Origin of the sequence: Rhodococcus sp. GA1, from assembly GCF_024321955.1 — a bacterium.
Taxonomy (GTDB): domain Bacteria; phylum Actinomycetota; class Actinomycetes; order Mycobacteriales; family Mycobacteriaceae; genus Rhodococcus; species Rhodococcus pyridinivorans.
The window spans coordinates 4,953,946-4,968,931 of record NZ_CP097186.1; the positions used below are offsets into that span (position 1 = coordinate 4,953,946).

Consider the following 14,986-nt stretch of genomic DNA (forward strand, 5'->3'; position numbering starts at 1 on the left):
TTCGCAGTGGAAAAGCTGGGTAGACCAGTGGGTACCGCATGCCCGCAGTCGCTGTCATGCACGCCGGTCAGCCGCGTGCCCGCTTCACCAGCGAGTCGGTGGATTCAGGCTAAGAGCATGTCTCATTTGGTCAGTGTCTTGAAGGAGGTCAACGCGGCAGCGAGTTGGAGAAGGGAAGCGAGGTTCTCACCGTGACGTTCGTAGCGCATCGTCAGCCGGCGATAGCCGCTCTGCCACGCCAGGGTGCGTTCGATCTTCCACGGTAACGGCCGAGGCGCTCGCTGCTGTCGACGCCGCGGCGGGCGATGCGTGGGACGATGCCCCGTGCCCGCAGCCTCCGGCGGTGTGCGGGATAGTCGTAACCCTTGTCCGCCCGCACCCGGCCGGGCCGGCGACGACACGGACCACGACGCGAACGCACCGCCGGAATCGCAGCAACCATCGGCTGCAACATGACACTGTCATGGGTGTTCGCCGAGGGCACCGCCGTGACTAGGGGAATGCCATCGGCGTCGGAGAGGATGTGGATCTTCGAGCCGTTCTTACCTCGATCGACCGGGCTGGGACCGGTCAGAGAGCCCCTTTTCGCCCGGACGTGCGCTGCGTCCAGGATCGCGGCGGACCAGCCCAAGTCCCCGTCGGCGCCGAGCCGATCGAGGACCCGGCGGTGCAGCTCGTCGAACACCCCAGCCTTGACCCAGGTCGTGAACCGTCTATGCGCGGTCGGAACACTGACCCCGAATGACGGTGGCAGGTGCCGCCAGGCACAGCCGCTGGTAAGCACGTAGACGATAGCGGTGAACACCGCCCGATCATCGAGTGCCGCCCGGCCGCCGCCCTGCGGCCGCGCCCGGAAGCCAGGCAGCAACGGTTCGACGATCTCCCACAACGCATCTGGCACCAGCCGGGAAGACAACGCATCGACCACGACGGTGCATTATGCCGCACAAACGATCTAGTCCATATGAGACATGCTCTAACTGAACGGTATTGCGGCTAGGCCGCTGGTGGCCCAGTGGGTGTGTAGAGGCGATTAATGGTGAGGGCGGCAGCGAGTAGGCGGGAGTTGCTTGGTTCGCCGGGGTCGATTCCGGTGAGGTCGCCGACCCTGCGCAGCCGGTAGCTGAGGGTATTGGGATGGACGTGCAGATGTGCGGAGGCGCTTTTGCGGTCGGCTCCGAAACGCAGGTGCGCTTCGAGTGCTTCGAGCAGATGCGGTGCCCCCAGCAGCGGCACGATACGGGCCGCGAGCCGGTCGCGGGCCGCACCGGGCCGGGTGAGCTGGTACTCGAGCAGCAGGTCATCGAGGCAATACGCGCCGGGGGGTCGGCCCAGGGTGCGTGCGAGGGTGGCGAGTTCGGTGACCTCAGCCGCGGCGTCGGGTAGCTGCGTGCGCGGCACCGCGACCGATTCGGCGAGATAGATTACCGCACTGAGCTTCTCGGTGAGTATTGAGCTCAGGGAGTCGGTGCGCAGCCCATGCCCGGGGTCGGTGTGCACCGGGATCAGCGCGACTCCGGTGGAGCCGTCGAAGGAGACCAGCGCGGTGCCGTTGCTGAGTGTGTCCAGGGTGTGGTGCAGAATTCGGATCCGTCGCCGTGCCAGCAGGTCTGCGGTCGCGGTGCTCGGGTCTTCGGGTCGGGCGTGGATGGCCAGCACGGTGTAGGAGTCGGTCAGCGGGGTGTCGGCGCGGGCGGCGAGCGCTTCGACGGGTCGCCCGCGTAGCAGGGCCGAGCACAGTTCGCGGCGGGCTTCTCGGTCGGCGTTGTGGATGGACTGGCCGACCTCGGTGTAAGTCTCGGTCACGGTGATGGTGATGTTCTTGAGCAGGTCGAGCAGCCCGGATCCGATCGCCACCAGTTGGTCGATCTCCTCGGGTGCGGCGAGGGTGGCGGCCTCGGCGAGCACCGACTGGGCCGAGTTGTGGATGGCTTCGATCAGGCTCGCCAAGGGGAACCGGTCCTCGGCGTGACGTTCGGCGACCGGGGCCACGAAGTCGGCGACTTCGGCGCGGGTCAGGGCGCGGCCCTCGCTGATGGCTTGCAGGACCGCTCGTCCGCAGGCGTAGATGGAGGGCAGTACCTCGGGGCGGAAATGTCCGTCGGGTAGATCCGCCGCTGGTGGTGTGGCCCCCAGTCCATCGGCGAGTATCCGTTCAGCTATCTGCGGCCATCGGGGCAGCAGACGAGTGAGCAGCAGGGTGTCGGTGGCGAACGGCGGTGGAGCGGAGGACATGCAGAGATTGTGGCCCGCGACATCGAAAAGGGACACCCCGGCGAACGATCAGCGAGATGGTTTGTCTCCATCGACAAGAACCGCTTGCAGTAGTTCGTTCGTGCGTGCAGTGACGGCATCGGCCACCCGGTACAAACTCGCTGTACCGCCAAAGCGCAGCGGCTTTGATCACGCAACAGCCGCACTATGCGCCGAGCCACATGACCTGGTGTGGCGCTGCGAGGAGTAGATGGGAAGTACACATAAATGCTTGCAACGAGGCGACACTTGCGCTGGACGGTCTGCGCCGCGATCATTTCGTGCGTAGCGCTGGCGCAGAGTCCCGGAGTGGGAACCGCCGATACGGCGCCCTCGGCAGAAGCCGAGCTGGCGGCCTTCGCCGACACCCTCTCCGAGGGTCTTGCCCCGGCCCCCGACGGCCGCCAACCCAAGGCGATTGTCGATTCGGGCAGCGGATCGAGCAGTGGCTCCGGTAGCGGCTCGGGGTGGGGCAGCAGCACCGCTGCGGCCCCCGTCGGGCAGGGCCCGGAGCTGAGCGCGCCGCTGGCGGCCTTCGCCCACGGGCTGCTCAACCCCGATGTCGCCCCGGCCGGGGCCAACAAGTGGGACTGCAAACCCAGTCCTGAGCATCCGCGACCGGTAGTGCTGCTGCACGGCACCTGGCTCAACGCCTTCGACACCTTCTCTTTCCTGTCCCCGCAACTGGCCAGGGCCGGTTACTGCGTCTACGCGCTGAACTTCGGCAAGTCCGGTCTCGTGCAGGGCGGTGGAGTCGGGGCGATGCTGCCCGGCCGCTACGGTGTCGGGCCGATGGAGGAGTCCTCACTACAGGTCGCCGAATTCGTCGACCGTGTACGCACCGCGACCGGGGTGGACAAGGTCGACATCGTCGGGCACTCCCAGGGCGGCACCGTGGCCAACCACTACCTGAAATTCAACGGCGGCGCCGAAAGGGTCTCCAAACTCGTCACCTTCGGCGCCACCCACCACGGCACCACGCTGATGGGCATCGCCACCCTTGGCCGGACCATCAACAACCTCGGGGTCAACATCCTCGGGTTCGTCGAACCTATCGCGGGCATGTCGAATATCCAGCAGGCCGTCGGCTCGCCGTTCTACGCCACCCTCAATGCGGGCGGCGACACGGTGCCCGGGGTCGACTACACCGCGGTGGCCTCGCGCTGGGACGAGGTCACCAACCCCTACGACTGGGCATTCCTGCGCGCCGGCACCGGAGCCACCGTGCAGAACATCACCTTGCAAGAAGGGTGTGAACAGGACCTGTCCGACCACCTCACCATGATGTACTCGCCGCGCTCGGCGAGCATCGCTCTGAACGCCCTGGACCCGGCCGCCGCGACAGCGCCGGTGTGCACCTTCAACCCGTGGCTGATCGGCGGTGGCGGCAAACTATGACCACCAGCGTGACCGCGGGTTTGTGCGCGGCCGCACAGACCGAGAACATCGTGCGGCAACTGCTCGAGCGGATCCGCCGTCACAGCGGGCCGGGGGATCCGCTCCGCGAGGAGATCAACGCCGTCGTGGCCGGATGCCTGGACCTGGTGGCCGGCGAGGCGATGGCCCCGAGCGCCAGGATGGAACGCATCCACCGCGCCGCAGCGCGGTGGGCCGGAGTCGGGGTGCCAATCGAGACCGTGCACCGGCTCGTGCGCGAAGGCTTCCGACTCCACCTGGACACCCACCTCGACGATCGCCAATCACCGCCGCTGCGGCGCAATCAGATCGATCAGCTGATAGGGGCACAGAACGCGGTGAACGCGACCATGGCCAGAGCGTATCTGGAAGTTGCGCCAAGCACCGGCCCCGCACAGCAGCGGGAAGTGGCGCGTGCTCTGTTCGGTGGCCGCCATCCTGACCGGGTATCGCTGGAACACGGTGTGCCCCTCACACAGTGCTATACCGTCCTGGCGGTCGCGGCCACCGACGCGCGCGGTGCCCGGGCGATGGGCGCGTTTGCAGGAGTTGCCCGCGAGACAGTGCGGTTATCCAGTGCCGGCCTTGCTCAGCGAGTTCGGTGGCACAATCTTGGTCCCGGGCACGATCGCGGACGCCGAGGAGGGGCTGTGCACGTTCCTGACTCGGGTGCCACTGACCGCGTCGGTGGTCCGGGCCGACCCCCGCGGCGATACCCGCCGTCGCGGAGACCTCGCACGACCTGCTCGATGTGGCTCGCTGGGTTTATGGCAGCCCCGGGCTCTACCCGTTCGAGGATCTGGCCCTGGAATACCAGCTCACCCGGCCGGGCCCGACCCGTGACAGCCTGGCCGCCCTGCTGGACCCGAGCCCGAGCACCCGGAACTCTTGCAGACTCTGCGTGTACACATCAGCACCGATCTCAATCGTCGACTCAGCGCGCGGGCCATGTGCGTCCACGCGAACACCGTGGACTACCAGCTACGCCGGATCGGCACGCTGACCGGGCTGAACTGCACCCGTGCGATCGGGGTGTGGCGCTTGCGTGCGGCCCTGATCGCACGCAACTCTCCACCCCAGTCCTCGATGGCGCAGTGTTCGAACCACAACGCGCTGCGAGCAGCGATAACACTGCCCTCCGGAGTTGAGGCCCCCAGTGCCCGGCCAATGCCGACGTCGAGCCTGCCCCGCGGGTGCAAACGAAACGATCGAATTATGTTGAAAGACAATTTTTTCTCACCACCAGTTCTTGCTAGGTTTGGGGTGTGCATACGGTCGATCGGCCGACTATCCCCTTTGCTGTATCGGTACCCCGACATATGGGCGCGCGAAAGGACCACCAGGATGAGCTCGCCCAGCGTTTCCGATGCTGCGCCCCCGACGCTCACCGACCATCCCGCCGCCCGAGCGACCCGCCCGGAAAACGACGAGTTCTACTGCCCACCCCCCGATCTTGCGGCCCGACCGCCGGGCGCGATCCTGCGCACACGCGTCACCGAGATCGCCTTGTTCGGTGTCATCGCTCAGCGGTTCCCTGCCTGGCAACTGCTCTACCGCACCAGCGATCTGCACGGGACCCCCGAAGTCGCCGTCACCACGGTGCTGCTACCGGCCGACGCCGAGGCCATAGCCCGCCCGCTGGTGTCGTTTCAATGCGCGATCGACGGTGTCGGGTCGAACTGCTTCCCCTCCTACGCCCTACGCCGGGGCGCGCGAGCGCTCGGCGCGATTCCGCAACTGGAACTACCGGTCATCGCCGAAGCCCTGGCCCGAGGCTGGGCGGTCTCGATCCCCGATCACGGAGGCATGGGCGGGCATTTCGGGGTCGCGCGCGAACCCGGCTATCGCGCCCTCGACGCCGCCCGCGCGGCACTGGCCTTCGAACCACTGGGCTTGACACCCACCACCGAGGTCGGCCTGTGGGGCTATTCCGGCGGAGGGCTGGCGACCGCGTGGGCGGCAGAAGTCGCCGCACACTATGCTCCCGACCTCAATATCGTCGGCGCGGTCGCGGGCTCGCCCGTCGGTGATCCCGGGGCCACCTTCGTCCGGCTCAACGGCTCACTGCTGTCCGGGTTCTCCACGGTCTGTGTCGCGGCATTGCAGCGCGCCTACCCAGAACTCGAGCAACTACTGGCCAAGCACGCCAAACCCGAATTCCATACCCTCCTCGCCGACGCCGCCTCACGCACCACATTGGCACTGTTGTCACGATTTGCGGGCAAAAACCTGGACCGCTACAGCGAGTCCAGCTTCGCCGACCTGCTGAACCTGCCCGAGATGCGCGCCATCCTCGACGACATCCGTCCCGGGCTGCACGCGCCCTCGATGCCGGTCCTGGTCATTCAAGGTGTCAACGACGAACTGATCGCCGTCCAGGACGTGGACCGCCACGTCGAGCGATACCGGCGCGCCGGCGCACACGTGCGCTACGTCCGCGATCGTCTGAGTACGCACCTCGCCCTGCTCTACCTCGGCACCCCGATGACGATGGCTTGGCTGGCCGATCGATTCGGGGGTAACCCTCTGCCGCCCAGCACCACCACGACGGTGTGGTCGCTCACCTGGCGCGGATGCGATGTCGCGGCCCACCTACGATTCGCCGCAGTGTTCGTCCGGATGCTGTGCAGCAGGACTATCTCCCAACGTCACAAATAGGAAGGCACACTCCCGGCGGGTTCACGGACTCGTTTTGGTGGGCACGGGCTTCTCACAGCACCAGCATTATCCCGGGATAACGGCTTGCTATGAACCATCCCGGGTTTCATGCACACACTGTCATTTGTGTGCGACCGGTTGATCGGCACGGTGTTCAGCGTAGTACCTGGCTTCGTACTCGGCCGGTGGGATCCGCCCGAGGCGATGCATAAGCCGGCCGGTGTTGTACCAGTGCACCCACGCAAAGGCAGCCTCCTCGACGTCACTGATGGTGCGCAGCGGGCCCTCGCGGAACGGGGAATCGTCGGCGATGCACTCGGTCTTGTAGAGCCCGATCGTCGTCTCTGCGAGGGCATTATCGTAGGCATCGGCCACCGAACCTATCGACGGCCGAATCCCTTGCAGGAACAGGGTTTCCCCGAACCAAAAAGCCGTATACTGCGAGCCCGCATCTGAGTGGTGAATAGTTCTCTCGCGCAACGGATTGCCGTGCATCGAGTGCAGCATGCAGGCCTGATTCACTGCCCGCTGCACAAACGCGGTCTCCTTCGACGTCGACACCTCCCAACCGACGATCGTGCCGGCGAACGCATCGATCACGAACGCCGTGTACGCGAAGCACGGCACCATCCGCACGTAGACATCCCACGCCGGTCAGCTGTCAAGCGGCGGCCGGATTCGGGCCGTCGTGAGCCTGGGGCCAGGCGGCCCGGTCGTCCCATGCCTCGCCGTGCTGCAGGCACCACCACAGGCGCCCGAGGAGCTTGTTGGCGAGGTTGCGCAGCGCGGCGTTGTGGTGGTCCCCGGCGGCTCGGCGTTTGTCGTAGTGGGCGCGGGCGCCGGCGGACTTGGTAAGCATCGCGAACGCCCACCAGTGGCAGGCGTCGCAGAGCAGCTTGTTGCGGACCTTGCGGGCCTTGACGTAGTGCGAGCGTCCGGAGGCGCGGGTGATCGGCGCCGTGCCTGCGAACGCCCGCAGCCCGGCTGGTGTGACGAATCGGGTTTGGTCGTCGCCGATTTCGGCGAGAACCCGGGCGGCGAGAATTGGCCCGAGTGCCGGGACCGAGCGCAGGATCGGTGCCTGCGGGTGCGTGTCGAAGACGCGGCCCAGTTCCTTCTCGAGGTCGTCGACGGCCCGGTGCATCGAGTCGACGATGCCGAGCAGCCCGGCGACCGCATGGCCGAGGGAGGCCTCGACCTGCGGCGGCTGCCGCAGCGTCGGGGCCCTCAGGTCGGTGAGAATCTGCTCGACCAGGCCGGGGTCGTTGCGGCGGCCGCAGCGGCGCAGCAGGGACTGAACCGTCTCGGGTTTGATGCCGCCTCCTTTCTTGAGGAGGATGCACATCATGTCCAAGCGTTACCCCGCCGAGCAGCGTGAACGAGCGGTGAAGATGGTCCTCGACCACCTCGACGAATACTCTTCACCGTTCGCGGCATGCAAGGCCATCGCCCCGAAGCTCGGCGTCGGTGTCGAGTCGCTGCGCACCTGGACCCGCCAGGCTCTGGTCGACGCCGACAAGACACCCGGCGTGACCACCGCCGAGCAGCAACGAATCAAAGAGCTCGAACGCGAAGTCCGAGACCTCCGTGAGGCCAACGAGATCCTGAAGTCGGCTTCGATTTTCTTCGCGAGGGAGCTCGACCCTCGCCGCCGCTGATCTGCCAGTTCATCGACCAGATGCGTGCACAAGGACACCGGGTCGAGTCGATCTGCGCCGTGCTCACCGAGCGTGGCGTCAAGGTCGCCCCACGCACGTATCGGAACTGGAAAACTGCTTCTCCATCCCGCCGGACCGTCGCCGATGCACATCTGACGAACGCTCTGCGTGAGACCGTCGGCACCGCCGAAGGTCTCTACGGTCGCCGAAAGATGACCGTGCACCTGCGCAGACACGGCCACGACGTCGCGGCATGCACCGTCGACCGGTTGATGCGCGACGAAGGACTGTCCGGAGCGGTCCGGGGCCGTCGGCACCGCACCACCATGCCCGGCGGCTCGCACAGCCGCCGCGCCCCTGACCTGGTCGATCGTGATTTCACCGCCGAGGTTCCGAATCGGAAGTGGGTCACCGACTTCACCTATTGCCGCACCTGGGTGGGGTTCGTCTATGTCGCGTTCGTGATCGACTGCTTCTCGCGGGCGATCGTCGGCTGGCATGCCGCCACCGTCAAAGACACCGCGATGGTCACCACCGCCTTGAAGATGGCACTGTGGCGACGTGACCACACGGGCCACCCGGTCGGCTCGGGGTTGATCCACCATAGCGATGCCGGCAGTCAATACACTTCCATTGCTTTCGCGGAAACCCTTGTGCTGGAGGGTATTGCCGCGTCGGTCGGCAGCGTCGGAGACGCATACGACAACGCTCTGGCCGAGAGCACGATCGGGTTGTTCAAGACCGAAGTGATCGCCAAGGGAAACCCGTTCCATCCGGGTCCCTACAAGTCCGTCGAGGACGTCGAGTACGCCACGATGGAGTGGGTCGACTGGTTCAATCGCAGTCGCCTGCACAGCCGTCTCGGATACGTCCCGCCGGATGAATTCGAGGCGGCGTACTACGCTAACCTGTCGACTCCGCAACCGGAGCCGTCACCGATATAGGAGCGGCAAGAAACCCGAGACGGTTCAGACTCCAGTCGGTGCCGGGTCAGTTTCTGCCCCGCCTCGAGGGTGGGCGCCGCCGTCAGCACCGTCAGCGCGGCACGGTGCTTCAGGTTCGGGAATGCTTGCAGCGCAGCAGGGTAGAACTTGAGCAGTACCGACCGGAGGCGGCTGATGGTTTGGTGCAGCGCCCAGATCGCCTCCTGATGCTGACGGGCCAGGGCCTTGACCGCCCGCCCGTGTTCGCTCACCGCCGGGAGCACCCGGTGCACGTCCGGGTCGGTGCGCAGGACGTTCGCCAGGACCGCGGCGTCGCCGGGATCGGACTTGCCGCCGGCCTGCCCGTGGCGTTCGCGGTAGCGGGCCACCGCACGCGGGTTGATCGGGTAGATGGTGAACCCGGCCTCGGCGAGGGCGACGACGAGCAGATTCTTGTCGGTCTCGATGGCGACCGGGGTGCCTTCGGGGGTGCCTCCGTGCTCGGCGATCATGCGCAGTAGGTCGTTGAAACCAGTTGCGCCGGTGTCGATTCGTGCTCGTGCGACGATGTGTCCGGTGTCGTCGGCGAGCGCAACGTCGTGGTGGGATTCGGCCCAGTCGATCCCGCAGTTGATCCCCATGTGCGGCCCCTTTCGTTTCGGCGTTCCCTTGCGGAGCTCCAGGTGGTGCGGCGACCTAATGGACAGCGCTCGCGGCGCGGCATCTCACAAGCCGATCACGTTCCCGGGGGCGACTGGCAGGGCCACCACCGTCTACCTTTCAGACCTCTCACGCAGTCCGTGTCGTCAACAGCAGTGGTCACCTTCCAGCAGCTCACTGCTACAGCCTGCGCCCGGATCGGTGAAATCTCAGTGACCACCTGCCTGTCGCTTCCTCGTGTCGGATCGGGGTCCGACCCTCCCATTACGTGAAGTCGGCGACATAGAGCGCGTCGGGCCGCTCGACCCGGAAGTTCCGGTCGACCAGATCCGGTGGCCGCGGCGCCGACGGCTCCGAGATCGTGGTGCGGACCTTGGAGCGAGCGGCGCGGACCCAACTTCGGATTCGGGTGGCCGCGCGTGGCGCGCTGTCGTCGGGTGCTCGACTCCGGCCTGCTTCGACCTCTGGGGTGGTAGGACCGGCCGGCGCAACTGTGTCTTCGACGGTGGTGGCTCCTGGTTGTTCCGACCGCGGCTGCAGAGATTCGAGGCGCTGCGGTGGGGATGGAGCCACCTCTGGTGTCCACGACGGCACAGAAGGCCGCCACCATGAAGGTGGAGTCCACTGCGGCGGCGTCGACGTAGGAGGTCGAGGGGGCGGCCGCGAGAGGGTGAGAGTCGGGGCCCGCGGAATGACGACTTCGCCACCCGTTCCACCGGAACCGCGCTTCGAACCGGATCCATCACCTCCCGACGTCCCTCCTTCGGTACCGGACTCGGTCTCTCCTCGGTCGGGCCCCGAACAGGTCGAACACGCGTCGACTCCGGGCTTCCTCTGTGCTGCTGCGTGCATTGTGGACATCCCACCAACGAGAACCACTGCAAGGCAAAGCGTGAACAAGGCGCTGTATCGGCGTGACGGTGTCATCATGGTGCCCTCCGTGCGTGACATCCACTTTCGCGTCGCTTTACGGGCAACTCGCGAGTAGAGCACTACGCGAATCGGCGAACACGGTGGCGCACGCGGTGGCCTGCGGGTCCCCACCGATGTTTCGATCGCTGCCGCACCGCCGTTCGACGCCCTGCTGGTCTGGCACTGCAACCGGTCTCGCTCGTCGACCACGAACCGGCGTGCCGGGTCGCGCGACAGATGGACTACCGGTGGCAGGAATCCCCGGAACTCGACAGACCGGGACCGGCCGACCTCTGGCCGCAATGCAAAAATCCACCCCCACCGGCCCGGACGTGGCTGACAGAATGAAGCAGCCGGTCGTTCCGACCGGTATCGCTCGCCGGAAGGACATTCACGATGGCGCATGTCAACCTCGGTAAGCAGCACCCGGCCGCCTACAAGAGCGTATTGGCCCTGAACGAGGAGGTCGAGGAGGCCGTCGCGCGAGCCGGACTCGATGCGAAGCTGGCCGAACTGGTGAAGGTCCGGACGTCGCAGCTCACCGGATGCGCGTTCTGTCTGCGCATGCACACACGCGACGCGCTCGACAAGGGCGAGACCACCGATCGTCTCGCGGTCCTTGCCGCATGGTGGGAGTCGCAGTACTTCACCGAACATGAGCGGGCCGCGCTCGCCGAAGACGTCACTCACCACATGGAACCCGCTGGTCACGAGTGGGACAACGGATCACTGAGCGACGAGCAGGTCTCCGCGATCACGTGGCTCACGATCGTCATGAACGCGTGGAACCGCATCGCCGTCCGAAGCCACTACCCCGTCGCTCCGTGACCTGCGCCGGACACCACCTCCGACCGGAAGATCTCCCGCGTCAGAAGTCGGTGAGGTCCGGGAAGAACAACACCTGCCCGACGGTGATCTTGTTCGGATCGGCGATGTGATCGGCAGCCGCAACGATCGGGAACATCTCCGCGTTCCCGTAGTGGTGTTGCGCCAAGACCCGCAGGGTATCGCCGGCGACGGCGGTGTGCCGGAGATTGAGTCCCGGACGGATCAGCACGCGTCCGACCTCGACGTGGTCGGGGTCGGCGATGGTTCGGGAACGAAATGATCGGATGCAACTGCGCCTCGCCGTACCAGCGACGTGCCCGTTCCGAGAGCGTCTCCCCTGCGACCACGGTGTGCCCGACGTCCCCGAGTTCGGGAATGAGAAGCGATCGACCTACCCGGACAACGTTCGGATCGCCGATGTGGTTGGCCGCTGCGAGTACCGGAAAGAAAGTCCCGTCATCGTAGAAGTGCTGAGCCAGCCCCGACAGTGTTTCGCCGGACGCGACGGTGTGCCGGCGGGTGATTTACGGGATGAGCAGTTCCTGACCCACACTGATCGTGTTCGGGTCGGCGATGCCGTTGGGGACAGCGATGACGGGGAAAAGAGTTGCGTCGCCGTAGAACCTCTGAGCCAGCTTCGACAGGTATCGCCTGCGGCAACTTCGTATTTCGTAACCATGGCCGTGCCCCGGGTGGTGTGGACGTCGGCGATTCGGATCGAGCCGCCGATGACCATGCTGCTCACCATCAGGAGCAGGTACACGCGTAGCGCGCTACCCGAAATCACTACCGAGGAGTCCCTTCGACTACGTCGGTGGCAGCAGTGGTCAGCAGAGAGGAGTGCGGCACCAAACCCGCACGAGTGAGCGCGCTCATCACGATGCTCTCGATGTGTCGCCACCGGCTCGGTCGGTAGGTGCGCTCGGGACGGAACGAACTATCGGTCATGGTCTGCCTTTACGACCGTCGCGCACCCCGGAAAGCGCGCGGAACGTGCTCGAAAAGGTTGGACACCGGCGTCCCACACGCCCCGGGCTCGCTGAGCCGGGGCGGCGTGGCCGACATGTCCGCATGTGGCCGGTCGGGCGGGCGACCCGTCAGTGCCGGCTGGTGGATTCGTCGGTGACGAGGCGGTACAGCACGTACACCGCGAACCACGCGATGAGCACCGACGCGATCACGAGCGCGATCTCGTAGAAGAGGACCATGTGCTCGATGCTACGACCCGCCGTGGCTACCTGCCTGTTATCACCGGAATTGTCCGCCGCGCCAGGTCGGCAGGTCGCGCGTTCCGAGTGCCACCTCGAGGGCCGCCTGTCCGGACAGTCGTGTCGAGTCCAGTACCGGTAACGGCGAGTCGGCCGGGGAGACCAACAGCGGGATCTCGGTGCACACCAGCGCAACCGCGTCGCATCCAGAGTCCGCGAGTCTGCCGATGAGGTCCACGAAGGACGTCCGGGTCTCGTCCCTGAAGACGCCGTGCACCAGTTGGTCGAAGATCGTCGCGTGTACCAGGTCCTGGTCGTCGTCGGTCGGGATGACGGCCTCGATCCCGCGTGCCACCAGTTCGCGAGGATACAGAGGGCCCTGCATGGTGAACCGCGTTCCCAGGATGCCGACGCGTCGGTGCCCGGCACGCTGCGCTGTGTCGGCCACGATGTCGATCAGGTGCAGCCCGGGAATTGCGAGTGGTTCGCCGGGTGCTTCGAGCGCGAGGTGTGCGGTGTTGTCCGGGCACACGAAGAAGTCGCAGCCGGCCCGGGCCAGTCGATCGACACTGGTCGCCGGCACGGCGCGCACCGCTTCGTAGTCTCCGCGCTCCCACGCGGGCATGCAGCGCTCGAAGGAGATGCAGTCCATCGTCACGTCCGGATGTGCCGGGTGCCCGAGACGGTTGCTGTGCTGACAGACCTCACGCCGGCACAGCGAGGCACCTTCCCAGCTGTGGCCCAGGATTCCGACGTCTTTCACCCCTGCACCCTCTCTGTCCTGCACCTGTGGTCGCTCTCCGTGTGACGAGCGGGAGAGCGACCACGGCGGTGACGGATCAGGATCCGGACGACGATCCGGTCTCGATCAGCTGCGTGATGACGGCGACGAGAACATCCGCGAGGAACGTTGCTGCAGAGCCCATTCGATTACCTCTTCCTTCGGTGTACAGGTACGCGCGCTCGGGCGAGCGCAGACTGCCTAGCGCTGCAATGGCTTTCATTGCATCCGCCGGCTGGGGCAGACAGTAGACAATTCTTGCTCCGCGCACTCGGTGACCGGCGCCACAGCCGAGGGGCGCTCCTCCCTCGGCAACCTTCCCGGCCCGATCCGAGGGGTGCACAGTTTTCGATCCGCGCGCGTGTCTGATCGTCATAAGTGGGGATTATGACGATCAGTACGCACACTCGATCACGGATGAGATCAAGTTGTTTCTACTGCGCTCTTCGTTACGAAAATCCACATCGTGTGGTTTTTACCCAGTTCACAGCGTTACATATCGTTTCGTTTCATCACAGTCTCATTGCTTAATTACGTAACTAAATGCGGTACGATACCTGCGACCCGGGATTTCGACGCGCCACGACGAGGACCTCCATGACCGACGCACACTCCCCCACTCCCGAAGCGACCACCGACGAGGAGGACTCGAGCAAACCCCGGGTGGGACGCCCTCGGAAGTACGCCACGGCAGCCGACCGTGTGCGCGCCTATCGCGAACGCGAACGCGCCAAGAAAGAAGCCGCCGGCACGGCCCCGGCGGTCGTCGAGAGCCCGGACGATGCGGTCTCCGCGCTCACGGCCGCCACCACTGCCCTACGCGCCCTCGCAACCAACAGCGTCGAGCAGTACTCGGCGATCGCCGAACGGATCACCACCGCGGTCGACAAGCTCACCGACGCCGAGGCTCTCGAGGCGCAGATGACGCGGTCCGCCGCCGAACTCGCGAAGGTCAAAGCCGACGCCGACGCGAAGATCGTCCGTCTACGCGAACAACTCGCCCAGGCACTCGAGGACCGCGACAACGCCGACGCGGCAGTGGCCGCCGTCGACGCCGAACTCGCCGACGCTCGTACCGCACACACCGAACAGGTGCGCCGACTCGACGAGGCGCATCACGCCGAGTTGACGCGCCTCAAGGACGAGCACGCCGCAACACTGCAGCGGTGGAAGGACGAGTTCGAGGCCGCGACCGCCGAGCACACAGGGGTAGTCGGCGACCTGCGTGCGACGATCGTTCAGCAGGACGAATCCCTCACCGCGCAGCGACGCGAACTCGACGAGGCAGCAGCCCAGCGTGAGCGCGCGACCGTCGAGGTCACCGACCTGCGAGCCGAGATCGCGCGCCTGCAGACCGCACTCGACCGGGAGGTCTCTACCCGCGAGCGCCTCGACACCGAGCTCACCACCGAGCGCGACCGCACCTCCGAGCTACGGAGCCGACTCGAGGAATCGCGCATCACCGCCGCGACGGCCCAGGCAGCCGAGACCGCGGCACGAGCACGCGGCGACGAACTGCGGGCCGAACTGTCGGCACTGCGCGACGAGATCACCGCCTTGCGCGACGAGACGAAGACGCTTCAGACTGAAAATCTGACGCTGAGAACCGAATCGACCTCTCTCCGCGCCGAACTGGATGCAGTGGGGGCCGCCGGGACGAGCTGAGCCGGTCGCCCGATCATCGAGAGG

General features: G+C 66.1%; 11 protein-coding genes and 3 pseudogenes. 6 read left to right on the plus strand and 8 right to left on the minus strand.

Annotation, left to right across the window (positions count from 1 at the left end):
* Positions 1-122: 122 nt before the first annotated feature.
* Positions 123-928 (minus strand): IS5 family transposase gene (locus M3330_RS23100; protein WP_255026508.1). Its coding sequence is split into 2 segments (ribosomal slippage): positions 123-262 and positions 262-928, totalling 807 coding nucleotides; the frame shifts between segments, so codons are not numbered across the junction.
* Between the two features lie 68 nt (positions 929-996).
* Positions 997-2,235, minus strand: a complete 1,239-nt coding sequence (locus M3330_RS23105; RefSeq protein WP_024102494.1) for a CdaR family transcriptional regulator — start codon at positions 2,233-2,235, stop codon at positions 997-999.
* Positions 2,236-2,562: 327 nt separating this feature from the next.
* Between M3330_RS23105 and M3330_RS23110 the strand changes: the two genes are divergently transcribed.
* The 3 genes and pseudogenes from M3330_RS23110 to M3330_RS23115 all read left to right on the plus strand — a co-directional run bounded on the left by M3330_RS23110 (position 2,563) and on the right by M3330_RS23115 (position 6,327).
* Entirely contained in the window at positions 2,563-3,651 is a 1,089-nt protein-coding gene (locus M3330_RS23110; RefSeq protein WP_231913120.1) for a triacylglycerol lipase, read from the plus strand.
* 906 nt (positions 3,652-4,557) lie between these two features.
* A pseudogene (locus tag M3330_RS24600) lies at positions 4,558-4,668 on the plus strand (helix-turn-helix domain-containing protein); the annotation flags it as partial.
* A gap of 345 nt (positions 4,669-5,013) precedes the next feature.
* Positions 5,014-6,327: a lipase family protein gene (locus M3330_RS23115; protein WP_024102492.1), complete on the plus strand. Its 1,314-nt coding sequence runs from the start codon at positions 5,014-5,016 to the stop codon at positions 6,325-6,327.
* 120 nt (positions 6,328-6,447) lie between these two features.
* Here M3330_RS23115 and M3330_RS23120 read toward each other — a convergent pair.
* Positions 6,448-6,966, minus strand: a pseudogene (locus tag M3330_RS23120) (DDE-type integrase/transposase/recombinase); the annotation flags it as partial.
* A 22-nt stretch (positions 6,967-6,988) separates the two neighbouring features.
* Entirely contained in the window at positions 6,989-7,675 is a 687-nt protein-coding gene (locus M3330_RS23125; RefSeq protein WP_255026511.1) for a transposase, read from the minus strand.
* Between M3330_RS23125 and M3330_RS23130 the strand changes: the two genes are divergently transcribed.
* A protein-coding gene (locus M3330_RS23130) for an IS3 family transposase (protein ID WP_255026513.1) occupies positions 7,674-8,929 on the plus strand; the annotation gives its coding sequence in 2 pieces (ribosomal slippage) (positions 7,674-7,947 and positions 7,947-8,929; 1,257 coding nt in all). The genes M3330_RS23125 and M3330_RS23130 overlap by 2 nt on opposite strands.
* Here M3330_RS23130 and M3330_RS23135 read toward each other — a convergent pair.
* On the minus strand, positions 8,884-9,549 hold the full coding sequence (locus M3330_RS23135; RefSeq protein WP_255026514.1) for an IS110 family transposase: 666 nt from the start codon (positions 9,547-9,549) through the stop codon (positions 8,884-8,886). The two genes, M3330_RS23130 and M3330_RS23135, sit on opposite strands and share 46 nt — an antisense overlap.
* 1,327 nt (positions 9,550-10,876) lie before the next feature.
* Between M3330_RS23135 and M3330_RS23140 the strand changes: the two genes are divergently transcribed.
* The gene (locus M3330_RS23140) at positions 10,877-11,308 is read left to right on the plus strand and encodes a carboxymuconolactone decarboxylase family protein (RefSeq protein WP_019289498.1); all 432 of its coding nucleotides are present in this window, start codon (positions 10,877-10,879) and stop codon (positions 11,306-11,308) included.
* A gap of 40 nt (positions 11,309-11,348) precedes the next feature.
* On the opposite strand, the gene M3330_RS23145 is transcribed toward M3330_RS23140, so the two are convergent.
* From M3330_RS23145 to M3330_RS23155, 3 genes and pseudogenes are all read right to left on the minus strand, one after another.
* Positions 11,349-11,537, minus strand: coding sequence for a LysM peptidoglycan-binding domain-containing protein (locus M3330_RS23145; protein WP_232333355.1), 189 nt, complete (start codon positions 11,535-11,537; stop codon positions 11,349-11,351).
* 202 nt (positions 11,538-11,739) lie between these two features.
* A pseudogene (locus M3330_RS24605) lies at positions 11,740-11,832 on the minus strand (hypothetical protein); the annotation flags it as partial.
* Positions 11,833-12,556: 724 nt separating this feature from the next.
* Positions 12,557-13,279 carry an aspartate/glutamate racemase family protein gene (locus tag M3330_RS23155; RefSeq protein WP_019289496.1) on the minus strand — a complete coding sequence of 241 codons (723 nt, stop codon included), beginning with the start codon at positions 13,277-13,279 and terminating at the stop codon, positions 12,557-12,559.
* A 615-nt stretch (positions 13,280-13,894) separates the two neighbouring features.
* On the opposite strand from M3330_RS23155, the gene M3330_RS23160 reads away from it, so the two are divergent.
* Positions 13,895-14,962: a hypothetical protein gene (locus tag M3330_RS23160; RefSeq protein WP_033098203.1), complete on the plus strand. Its 1,068-nt coding sequence runs from the start codon at positions 13,895-13,897 to the stop codon at positions 14,960-14,962.
* Positions 14,963-14,986 lie beyond the last annotated feature (24 nt).

Coding starts and splice junctions, on each gene's coding strand:
- M3330_RS23105 (WP_024102494.1), bottom strand. CDS start 2,235: ATGTCCTCCGCTCCACCGCCGTTCGCCACCGACACCCTGCTGCTCACT.
- M3330_RS23115 (WP_024102492.1), top strand. CDS start 5,014: ATGAGCTCGCCCAGCGTTTCCGATGCTGCGCCCCCGACGCTCACCGAC.
- M3330_RS23125 (WP_255026511.1), bottom strand. CDS start 7,675: ATGATGTGCATCCTCCTCAAGAAAGGAGGCGGCATCAAACCCGAGACG.
- M3330_RS23135 (WP_255026514.1), bottom strand. CDS start 9,549: ATGGGGATCAACTGCGGGATCGACTGGGCCGAATCCCACCACGACGTT.
- M3330_RS23140 (WP_019289498.1), top strand. CDS start 10,877: ATGGCGCATGTCAACCTCGGTAAGCAGCACCCGGCCGCCTACAAGAGC.
- M3330_RS23160 (WP_033098203.1), top strand. CDS start 13,895: ATGACCGACGCACACTCCCCCACTCCCGAAGCGACCACCGACGAGGAG.